The organism is Bradyrhizobium sp. SZCCHNR1017 (assembly GCF_032381375.1).
GTDB lineage: Bacteria > Pseudomonadota > Alphaproteobacteria > Rhizobiales > Xanthobacteraceae > Bradyrhizobium.
On the sequence record NZ_JAUHIR010000006.1, the window covers coordinates 282,239 to 293,207 of the forward strand.

At 58.0% G+C, this 10,969-nt stretch carries 8 protein-coding genes and 1 pseudogene; 6 read left to right on the plus strand and 3 right to left on the minus strand.

All coding sequences use genetic code 11. The annotated features are described in order from the left end of the window. Positions 1 to 140 precede the first annotated feature (140 nt). The 4 genes from QW863_RS17630 (at position 141) to QW863_RS17645 (ending at position 4,932) form a co-directional block, all read left to right on the plus strand. The gene (locus QW863_RS17630) at positions 141 to 1,535 is read left to right on the plus strand and encodes a hypothetical protein (RefSeq protein ID WP_315768075.1); all 1,395 of its coding nucleotides are present in this window, start codon (positions 141 to 143) and stop codon (positions 1,533 to 1,535) included. Continuing rightward, positions 1,532 to 2,077 carry an adenylyltransferase/cytidyltransferase family protein gene (locus QW863_RS17635; protein ID WP_315715092.1) on the plus strand — a complete coding sequence of 182 codons (546 nt, stop codon included), beginning with the start codon at positions 1,532 to 1,534 and terminating at the stop codon, positions 2,075 to 2,077. The genes QW863_RS17630 and QW863_RS17635 overlap by 4 nt, the downstream gene beginning before the upstream one ends. A 79-nt stretch (positions 2,078 to 2,156) precedes the next feature. Then, entirely contained in the window at positions 2,157 to 4,064 is a 1,908-nt protein-coding gene (locus QW863_RS17640; protein ID WP_315715091.1) for a PEP-utilizing enzyme, read from the plus strand. Further along, positions 4,030 to 4,932 carry a DHH family phosphoesterase gene (locus QW863_RS17645; protein ID WP_315715090.1) on the plus strand — a complete coding sequence of 301 codons (903 nt, stop codon included), beginning with the start codon at positions 4,030 to 4,032 and terminating at the stop codon, positions 4,930 to 4,932. The genes QW863_RS17640 and QW863_RS17645 overlap by 35 nt, the downstream gene beginning before the upstream one ends. Here the strand turns inward: QW863_RS17645 and QW863_RS17650 are convergent. Further along, positions 4,925 to 5,236 carry a LexA family protein gene (locus QW863_RS17650; protein WP_315768099.1) on the minus strand — a complete coding sequence of 104 codons (312 nt, stop codon included), beginning with the start codon at positions 5,234 to 5,236 and terminating at the stop codon, positions 4,925 to 4,927. The two genes, QW863_RS17645 and QW863_RS17650, sit on opposite strands and share 8 nt — an antisense overlap. A 41-nt stretch (positions 5,237 to 5,277) precedes the next feature. On the opposite strand from QW863_RS17650, the pseudogene QW863_RS17655 reads away from it, so the two are divergent. Then, positions 5,278 to 6,440 (plus strand): annotated as a pseudogene (locus tag QW863_RS17655) (IS630 family transposase). Positions 6,441 to 6,677: 237 nt separating this feature from the next. Next, positions 6,678 to 6,956 carry a hypothetical protein gene (locus tag QW863_RS17660; RefSeq protein WP_315715089.1) on the plus strand — a complete coding sequence of 93 codons (279 nt, stop codon included), beginning with the start codon at positions 6,678 to 6,680 and terminating at the stop codon, positions 6,954 to 6,956. 678 nt (positions 6,957 to 7,634) lie between these two features. Here QW863_RS17660 and QW863_RS17665 read toward each other — a convergent pair. Both QW863_RS17665 and QW863_RS17670 read right to left on the minus strand, forming a co-directional pair. Continuing rightward, on the minus strand, positions 7,635 to 8,993 hold the full coding sequence (locus QW863_RS17665; protein ID WP_315715088.1) for a tyrosine-type recombinase/integrase: 1,359 nt from the start codon (positions 8,991 to 8,993) through the stop codon (positions 7,635 to 7,637). 631 nt (positions 8,994 to 9,624) lie between these two features. Beyond that, the gene (locus QW863_RS17670; RefSeq protein WP_315715087.1) at positions 9,625 to 10,824 is read right to left on the minus strand and encodes an IS256 family transposase; all 1,200 of its coding nucleotides are present in this window, start codon (positions 10,822 to 10,824) and stop codon (positions 9,625 to 9,627) included. Positions 10,825 to 10,969: the final 145 nt, after the last annotated feature.

The window sequence follows — 10,969 nt, forward strand, 5'->3', positions numbered from 1 at the left end:
CTAATGGCCAGCCTGCTGCTATGGCAATCCGCTCGAGTTCGTTGGAGCGTTGGACATTTGTGTGCTTCTGCCTGGTGAATCGCACGAAATCCGCACGCAGTTCGCATAGCCCCAGCACATAGATGGAGCATGATCGGACAATGGACCAGAAAATAGAAATCATGCGTGCTGACCCGGTGGTCGTCCGCAACGGGCAGAAAATAGAGATTACAGGACGGCAAAGGGAATTATTTCGTCTACTCATTCTCAACGACGGACGTACGGTTTCCAATGAATTGATCGCGCAATTGCGCGATACCGATATCGATTCTGCTCGCGGAAAAATCCGCGATCTACGTGAACAATTGCGCAAGATCGGTAGCGATGACCTGATACACAATGATCGATCCGCAGGCTACCGAGCATTGGTGAAGGGTTGGCACGTGGACGCCCATGAATTCCGGGATACCATTGATCCGATGCCCGGCGCGTTCGACGGCCAACTCGGCCAGAATATCGATTCCGAAAATGCCCGGCTCGATATTCCCAAACTGAAGCGCGTCCTTGCGTTCTGGCACGAGAACCCAGCGATTCATCTTCCGGTCGAAACCAATCTTGAATCCCGATTTGACTCGTTGAAAAAGAAGGCCGAAGACCGGCTCCTCATTTCTCAACTTTGTTCACAGCAGCAGGGATTGATACACGAGGCAATCCAAGAGCTAGAGCACAGGAGTCGGCGAGCTGCCGATGATATTACGTGGGAGCTACTGCTTTTGGCATATCATGCCACTGGCAAAAACTCACAGCTCCACTCGACGTGGCAACGCATAGTTGAACACTACGAAGGGCGGACGCCAAAGGCGCTCAGTAGCCTCAGACAGAGTATCGGAAACGGAAAATTCAAGAATCCCTTCCGCTCGAATGTAACGAGTCCTAACGAGTCGACTCAAGACGATGATGTCGCCGTGCAGGATAAAAACGCACAGACGCTTCAATCCCTTTGCTCGATGCTGGGAATTACCACAGCATCACAAATGCGTCTCCTTGACTCGCATTTGACGCCCCTAGCCTGCATCCGCCGCACGCGAAGTCGCCTCTATTTTTCCGGCGTTCTCGCCTCCAAGTGGGTTATTGAACCCGCGGTGCGCAGCAAATTCAACGAACTGCTGACACGGCTCGACAAGGATGAGGGTGACGTTCGGTTTCTCATGATCAACCCGAATGGAGACGGCTTTCGGCGACTGAACGAACTGCGCGAAGGCAACATATCGGCGGAGTCAATCGCACCAATGAAGATCCTGGCCGAAAGACACCGCAGCTTACAGGTTCGACTATATAACGGCCTACCGTCCTTTCGCATCGTTGTGATTGACGACGACGTGGTAAGTTTTTCGCCCTACCGGCTTGCAGCAGACGCCTATCTCGCAAGCAACCACGGCTGGGAGGCGCCTCACGTCGTTCTTGACCCTATGGCCACCTATCCGCTGGCTGAAGCATTTCTTCTTCTCTTCAATGAAACCTGGGCAAATGCGGTCCCCATCGGAGATGTCCTATGACGCACTATGGACTAGTTCTCGGTCGATTTCAGCCGCTGCACATCGGTCACATGGAGTACCTGGAGGCCGCAAAGCGTTCATGCGATCGCCTGGTGGTTGGCATAACCAACCCTGATACCTCGTCTCTAATTCATCACCAAGCTGATCCCAATCGTTCCAAGAACGAGAACAATCCATTCTCGTATTTCCTGCGATACGAAATGGTCGATCAGTCCCTTCGTGACGCTGGATGGCCGCCGGATTCGTTCGCAATTGTACCGGCCGATGTCGCTGACCTCTCAAAAGTCACGGCCTTTCTTCCGACTGCTACGCGAACGACCGTCTTCATCACGATCTATGATGCTTGGGGCGAGGAGAAAGCCCGCCGCCTCGAAGACCTCGGCTATAAAGTTGAAATTCTCTGGCGTCGCAGCATGTCTCAACGTGTCACATCGGGAACGGAGCTCCGCCGTCTGATGCAAGAGAACCGCCCCTGGCGCCAATTCGTCCCACCAGGGGTTGCCCTACATATCGATCGATCGGGTTGGCTTCCTTCTTCCTAAGAAGCTGCTCAAGCGTCCGAGAACACGAGCAAGCCGAACGAGGGACATCGTCACTAAAACTAGTATGTAAGGTGCTACAATGTACGAACTCGATGGCAGGACGCATTTACAACGCGAGCTGATAGGCGGCAAGGCCTTCTACCTAAATGAACTGATGTCTATCCGCGTGAGGGTGCCTCCCACTCTCGTGGTTCCTTGCGCGGACCGCGTTGTCGATCTCGATGCCATCGTAACCTGGCTAAGATCCAACGTCAGTCGAACAGTCGACGCCTGGCCTCTTGCGGTTCGCAGTTCGTCGGGGATGGAGGATTCCGAGAGCGAATCCAGGGCGGGGCATTATTTGAGCTTGCTCGGCACCTTTGATCGCGATGCGTTGTCCGATGCGATCGCGCGCGTAAGGCAATCGGGCCCTGCTATGTCTGTCATCGTGCAGCCGCTTCTCGCTCCCATCATTGCGGGCGTTGCATTTTCTTGTGATCCCCTTTCATATACGCGAAATGAAACTACCGTTGTTTGGACCCAGGGACTTGCAGATCGATTGGTGGCCGGCGATGAGACGGGTAATACGGTTATCATAAGTGCAGAGGACGAGATTCAAGTTGGCAGCTGGCCGATTGCGGTAGGCTTGCTCAGGCAGATCGCAGAATTTATTCGACGGATCGCGGACCTTCATCGAGCTCCAGCCGACATTGAGTGGGCCATCGACCAAGACCACGAACTCTGGCTGGTTCAGGCGCGCCCCGTGGTCTTGCCAAGTGACATTCACCTCTCGCTCGATAATTTGGATAGCTTTGCTCGCTTGCCAAATCTCGTGAAGCAGCATCCCAAGATTCGACTCCGAAGGCAGGCTTTCGAGCGAGGTGTCTTGATGGCACCCGCCATTGTCGAGTCATGGTCATCTTGTCCACCTCAAAGTCCACTTGCCGCGAATGACGATCTCGGCGAGCCGGCCGGCGTTAGCGTAGTTCTGCTACATCCCGAGCGCGTCCAGAGCCAAGTTGTACGCGAGTTCGCTTCCGTGCGGGGATCTGATGTGGACTTCTTTACGCGCGGTTGCCGGCGCTATTCTATTAGGCGCTATCCTCGTTCTATAGGTGTTTCTGCCGCAAAGGAGTCAGTGCTCAAGGCGGGTTTGGAGACTTCCTGGCTTTCAGTCGCCATTGTCCAAGCGGTATGGGACGCATTCGCGACTGGCATCATTCGACGCACCAATGATGGATACTTGATCGAGCTTGCACAGGGGCACTTCGTCCCCAAGGGAGTTGTTCCAACTTCGACGATCGTTCTTGACCACGAGCGCCACGTGATCTCGACGGTATGGCGGGAGCAACCGGCGGCCTATCGCTTTATCGATGGCCACGTTGTTACCGAAGCGCCACCGGAACACCAATTAAAACTTGATGGCACCGCACTAAGAACCATTGCTGCCGCCTTTGACCCACTTTTCGAATTGTACGGAGATGCAGCCTTGGAATTTGGGCTTTTAGAGGCGACGGATGGATTACGACCATACCTGATCGATGTCGCTGAGGGCGACACAGCTGGGTTGTCACTGGACATAGAACTAATCCGCTCTGGGGTTCTTTCGGTAGGAAAGTGCCGTGGCCGGATCCGCCGCGTCACTCTTTCCGCCATCGGCGCACTCGACAGCCACCTTCACGATCGACCCGAGGCGGCTCCCGTAACCGGGGATAACGTCGTCATCGTAGCAGAGCGCGCCTCAGTAGACTTGTTGCCGTTCGTCGGAGCCCCGGGAGTATCTGGCTTCATTTTTGAAAGAGGCTCTATACTTGCCCACCTTGCAGTCGTCTTGCGCGAGAAGGGAATTCCGGCCGTGGCGCTCGAGGACAACTTGTTGATCGGATCATTGCCAGACGAAGCGGTTGTCGAAATTGATGCCTCAGATCGCTCTTTGTCGAAAGCCGCAAGAGTAACCCTGCTCGGAGCTTCTCATGAATGCGATCATAGTTTCGTACTTCAATCCTGATCTAGATGGTGTGGCTTGCTCCATAGCCTTGGCGGCCTTAGAGTATCCGGCTTTGGCGGCCCGAGTTCTTGGAAATTTGGACCGCGAGACCAGGCTCGTGTTGGATACCCTAGACCTTCCTATACCACTTACCTTGACGGACTGGTCCAACGTCGAGGTCATCTGGCTCGTGGATACCCATCACCCCAAGCAGCTACCAGCGGGCTTTCCCGCACATTTGGTAACGCAGATCATAGATCACCACCCCGGCGGCAGTCCGGAGACCTATCCACACGCTGAGATCCAGAATGAAGCAGTGGGTGCTGCCGCCACGCTGGTTGCTGAGCGTTTCGAGCGCCGCAGTGTCAATATGCCAGCTGAAATTGCTGTTCTCCTGCAAGCGGCCATTCTATCAAATACGCTTGAATTTAGCGCGCCGGCGACCAGCAACAGAGATCGACGAGCGAACGAATCCCTTGCGCGGATTAGACCTCTTGATCTTCGGCTTCTTGACGGAATGCGGCAGATCCGACGCGAGAAAGTCTTGCTTGCTACGGATGTCCTTTTAAACAGCGACGCCAAGGTTTTCGAAACACGGCACGGACAGGTCGTTATTGCTCAGGTTGAGGCGCCCGGCGCTCTTCAGATACTATCGAGGCCAGACTTGATACCGGCGATGAGACAATTCGCTGCTTCTCGGAACACTGCGAGCGCAGTGCTCAATCTAGTTGATACTGAGGCCGGAAAAAGCGCGGTGCTAGCCACTGACGAGCAAGTGCTCGGCATCATCGCCAGCGCGCTTCGTTCACCCATAGACGCTCGAGCAGTCGTGAAGATGGATCGCATCCTGCAGCGCAAGACAGACATCATTCCATTCATCGTCAGCTAGCCATTTGTATACTAGTACCTCGACACAGAGGTTTTGACCGGTGATCGGGGTCCTGCAGGATCGGCAGGTCTTCGGGTGCGCGTAGGACTTGGATGCTGCGTGAGGTTCCCGGGGTTCTGCGAATGAAGCCGGCGCGCTCAAGTGTAAGGATCATTTGGTGCACGGTCGCCGGCGTGACGCCGAAATAGCGCTGGATGTCGCGTTCGGCCGGCGGCTGCCGGTTGACGCGGGTGTAGGCGTCGATGAACGCTAGATATTGGCCCTGCTTGGGAGTGAAGCCGGGCGGCTTTGCCAGACATTTGATTCATCGGCCGATTCAGCTCGGCCTCCAAGACGGAGGCCGCGATGAACATACGCTATCATGTCGATATGAGCAGCGCCGAGCGGGCGGAACTGGAGCTCTTGCTGGCTGGCGGCAGCCAGGCGGTCCGCAAGCTCAAGCGGGCGCAGATCCTGCTGGCAGCCGATGCCGGGATGAGCGACGACGACATTGCCACTAGCGTAGGCGTCGGTCATTCGACGGGGTATCGGACCCGACGGCGTTTCGTCGAAGGCAATCTGACTGCGGCCCTGAGTGAGGAGCCACGGGCCGGTGCGGAACGCAAGCTCACCGAGAAGCAGGAAGCGCTGCTGGTGGCCACCGCCTGCTCGAGCCCGCCTGCGGGGCGGGCGCGTTGGACGCTGGAGCTTCTGGCCGACGAGATGGTCAGGTTGACGTCCCACGAGAGCCTGTCGCGCGAGACGGTGCGGCGGGCGCCTAGCCGAGAACGATCTCAAACCATGGCGCAGGTGCATGTGGTGCGTGCCAAAGGTCGACGCGGAGTATGTCGCGCGCATGGAGGATGTGCTCAATCTGTACGCCGAGCCATCCGATCCGCGTCAGCCTGTGATCTGCTTTGATGAGAGTCCGGTCCAGCTCATTGCCGGGACCCAGTCACCGATTCCGGCAAAGCCTGGACAGATCGAGCGCTACGATTACGAGTACCGGCGCAATGGCACGGCCAATCTGTTCGTGCTCATCGACGTGAACCGTCCCTGGCGCAAATGTGAAGGTCACCGAGCACCGCGCCGCAACCGACTTCGCCCAATGCATGCGCGAACTCGTCGACGTGCACTATCCCAAGGCCGATCGCATTCGCGTGGTGCTCGACAATCTGTCCACCCATACGGCCGGCGCGCTCTAACAGGCGTTCCCGGCTGACCAGGCGCGTCGGCTGCTGCGTCGCCTGGAGTTCCATCACACCCCAAAGCATGTCAGTTGGCTCAACATGGTCGCGATCGAGATCGGCGTCCTCGTCCGCCAGTGCCTCGACCGGCGCATCGACAGTTACGCCGGCCTCGTCAGAGAGACCGCCGCATGGGAGAAACGTCGGAACGCCGAGCTAGCACGGATCAAATGGATGTTCACGACCGAACAGGCTCGTGCCAAGCTAGGCCACGCCTATCCCAAAATCTCCGCGGCAGCAGCGAGAAAGCAAAGAGTCAAAATCTCTGTGTCGAATTACTAGCCCTGACTTTGCAGAGCTCCTCCGAAGCACAATCAAGCGGCGCTCCAGTCCGCTCCGGATAGCGTGCGAACTCCGTGCAGCTACCGCGCGGCCATTGACTGTCGGCTGCACTCTACACTCACCTAGGAAACCCGCTCCAGCACCCGGCTGGCCACGGTTGCGCGCGCCTAATGCGCGTGCCGCAGCCGAGCACTTTCGGCAGTGGCCTAACGCCAGACGTAACTTAGGAGAAGAAATATGGACCTGTTCAGTTTCGACCTCGTCGCTGGGGCCGTCGTGGGCGCCATCTTGCTCGGGGGCACCGCATTCGTCCCGCTAGCGAGAAACGTGGCACTTGCTGCAACCAACGGAGCAATCGTCGCAGCTTATTTGCGCGGCGGCATCGACGAAATCCTTAATCTCGCAGATGTTGTACAACAACAGATGCTCGCACACCTACCTTTTTCTATCGGCGCACTCTTAGGGGCCATCTTGGTCAGCATCATCGCAGCCCAGAGAGCTCATCTGATACAGTAACTCAGATGCGTGGGGATAGCCGGTGGTGACGCCTAAGTTCGCCACCAGCTCCTCAACTTACCCCAAGGTAAAGCGAGCGGACATCTGCAGTCTAACTCAGACCGAGCGGTACGCGACTTCGTCAGCAACGCTGTAGTGCATGGCAGCAGTGGCAAGACGTCTGATCGGGTCACTCCGCGCGAGCGACCTTATTGAGCGATCACCCACACACCACGCGTAGCGCGGAGATCGCCACAATTTGATGCCGTCGCGGCGAGTGTTAAATCGGGTTTCTTGATTAGATCCGTCGTTGAAGCCCAAGCCTTACCAGGGATCTTGCTGACGAAACCGTCAAACACTCGCTAGAATGTCGGCAGCCACGTCGTCAAAGCGTTCCCGTTCTTCCGCCGTCAACAGTGGGTGAACATCCGAGAGAAAGCCACGACGATCGAGTCTCTCGAGGTCCCTCCCTTTGTTCCTCTGTAGAAGACCGCAAAGCTTCTTTGAAAGACTACGTCGGTTGAAGACGCTGGAATGCTGGCAGTGCCGGATAACTATGGAATTCACCTGGAAAGAAAACAATTTTGGAGGGTAGAGAGCTACAATCCCCACTTCGTTTACCTTGACCTTGAGACGAATATTCGCAGAATGGTCTTTCGCTGCGACGTCCGCCCCTCAGATCTGCAGATCGCAGGCACGCTAGCCAGCAGGGCTCTCCGAACCCTCGACCCGGGCGGCCCGCTCACCAACAGCTTGGGCTAAGAAGCGAGCTAATGCTGCTTGCCGCGAATCACGATCGAGTGCGTAGGCAGTTTGCTTGAATTTCACTCCGTCGAGAAGTCCCTGAATGTAGCCCGAAATCGTATCGGCGGCCATGACGAGCGCGGTGTCGAGTGTATGGATGTACTTGCTGGTGACAGAACCCTTCGAATGACCAACCAGCGCTGCGATCGTAACCTCGGTGAAGCCGAGGTCGTTCGCGATGCTAGCAAAACTGTGACGCAGCACGTGAGGCGTGAAATTTGAAAGCGACGATTTGCTGAACAACTGTTCCCAGTGATTCGGGAAGCTGCCGAATGCGTTATCGTCTCTGTACCCCGGGAAAACGTAAGAGCCGACTTTCTTCCGTTTTCGGGCGTCCATGAATTCCACCACAGGAAGCCCAATCGGTCGGATTGAGGCACCCTCCTTGCTGTCCGCTAGACGCAGACAGCTCGACTCGGTATCCACTTCCGACCACCTCAGGCCGATGATTTCACTGCGACGGCAGCCGGTCAGCGCTATCTGGCGAATGATGTCGACCGTTATGGCGTACTTTTCGTCCTTTGCTGCTTCCTCCAGCATCTCGCCCAGCGTCCGGTACTCGGCCTCCGTAAGCCGACGATTGCGGACATTGTCCTTCGGCTTGCGAATGCCGTGGGCTGGATTGTGCTCGATGATCCCAGCCTCGACCGCGTAGGTGAGAATGCCCCCGAGGAGACCGACGGTTCGCGTTGCCGTGCCGACGCCGCCACGTACATTGGCCCTGCCACGAAGCTTCTTGGTCTTGACGCTGGCACGGGTCTTCCCGGCCATGATGTCCTTCAGGACCTTGTTGACGTCTGCTTTGACGAGATCCTTGACGCGTCGCGTGCCAATCAACGGAATGATGTGGCGATTGATGCGTCCAGTGTCCGTCACCAACGTTGTCGACTTCTTCGGGCGTCCGCCCTTGCCTAGAATAAGGCCCGCTTCGAAGTCTTTGAGGTAGAGTTCGCAGAGCTCCTTGACCGTGACCGCCTTGTGGTCGAGCTGCCGCTCCTCGGCCGGGTTGTCGCCTTGTGCCACCCGCCCCAACTGGATCTTGGCTTCCTTACGAGCAAGCTCCGGCGTCCAAACGCCGTGAACACCGATACTGTAGCGGCGAGAGCGGCCGGCTGAACGGTATTGAATCAGGTAGCTGCGCTTGCCCGATTTGAAGACGCGCAGACCAAAGCCAGGCAGATCGTCATCCCAGATGACGTAGTCCTTGTCTTGCGGTTCGGCGCCATCGACAACGCGTTTACTGAGCTTAGGCACGGATTTTCTCTCCTCCGAAGCCCGTCTCCCGCGTAAGCACCACGTAAGCACTTGGAGGAAAACCGGGGCGTATCGCAGGATAGAGCCGGCGGACGCTCATTCGAGATTTACTAATGGTTAGAGTAGGATATCGTAGCATTGGATGTCCTGGCGTTTCCTTGCGCAGGACAACTTAAAATACTCCGAAGGCAAAGGTCACACGTTCGAATCGTGTCGGGTGCGCCAGTCCTGGCTTGGTCCCGTGACGCGGTTGGACAGCCTGCTGGCTTTTGCCTCGCCTGCGCATCGGTCCGCAGCGCATTCTCTCCCGGCCCTGCTCAATATCCCCGGCGAGCATTCTGATCGTCGCGTGCCACCGTCGCAGCAGCCCTAGCTAGCTGGTCCAATCGGGTTGCTGGTATGAGGACGACCTCGCCGAAGCGGTGCGTTCCTATTTTCCGGTTACGCACAACGTTGCCGATGGCGCGGGTGGCGCTCCGCTTGCCGGGCTTTTGCAAGAGCGCGCCCGCTTGGCCGGAAAGAAGGTCGGGGTGATTTTGTCGGGCGGCAATATCGATGCGTCGGGATCGTGTCCCATTGCGTGGTGTAGCTAGCGGTGGGGCAGCGCGTTCGCCGGGGAGAGCTGGGCAGGTCAGCTGGCGATCGCCGGAAGGCTGACGGTGGGATCATCGCTCAACGGCGCGATTGTTTCCAGTGTCATGTAGCGGGCGTGCTGGACGGCCCATTCATCGTTTTGCTCAAGCAGGATCGCGCTGATGAGGCGGACGATGGCGTCTTCATTGGGGAAGATGCCGACAACCTCGGTCCGGCGCTTCATCTCGCCGTTGAGGCGCTCGATCGGATTGGTCGAGTGCAGCTTGGTCCGGTGCTGCGGTGGGAACGTCATATAGGCCAGCACATCGGTCTCGACCTCGTCGAGGAAGCCAGCAAGCTTAGGCAGTTTGGGGCGGAGTTGATCGGCGACCTTCCGCCACTGCGCTTGTGCAGCCTCGGCATCGTCCTGGGCAAAGGCGGTGGCGATGAAGGCGGAGACCACGCGCCGGCCGCTCATGCCGGCATGCGCCAGCGCGTTGCGCATGAAGTGCACGCAGCACCGCTGCCAGCTGGCGTTGAGCACCTTGGCGACGGTGGCCTTGATACCTTCATGGGCGTCGGACACGACCAGCTTGACACCGCGCAGGCCGCGGCGGGCGAGCTTGCGCAGGAAAGCGGTCCAGAACGTCTCGGCTTCAAAGGGACCGATGTCCATCCCGAGCACCTCGCGTCGGCCATCGCTATTGACGCCGACCGCAACAATCACCGCGACCGACACGATGCGCCCGTTCTGACGCACCTTCACGTAGGTGGCGTCGATCCACAGATACGGCCAGTCGCCTTCGATCGGACGGGCGAGGAACGCCTTCACCTTGTCGTCGATCTCCGCGCAGAGCCGGCTCACTTGGCTCTTCGAAATACCGGTCATGCCCATGGCCTGCACCAGATCGTCCACCGAACGGGTCGAGACGCCCTGCACATAGGCTTCCTGAACCACGGCGGTGAGCGCCTTCTCGGCCATCCGGCGCGGCTCCAGGAAGCCGGGGAAGTAGGAGCCCTTGCGCAGCTTGGGGATGCGAAGCTCGACCGTGCCGGCACGAGTCTCCCAGGTCCGGTCGCGATAGCCGTTGCGCTGGGCCAGGCGCTCGGGGGTCTTCTCGCCGTAGGCCGCCCCGGTCTGGCCTTCGACTTCCATCTTCATCAGCCGCTGAGCAGCAAAGCCGATCATCTCGCGCAACAGATCGGCATCAGGGGTCTTCTCCACGAGCGTGCGCAGGTTCATCATTTCGTCGGTCATCGGTGGTTCCTCGGTTGCGTTGGCGTGTCGCAACCCGATCCTACCGGAGAACTGCCGGTGACCACCGCAAAGCCGCCCGCCCGCTACGGCGCTATCGGAGGCGCGCGTCCGAGCGGCTTTGCTCTACCGAGCTACACCACCACCG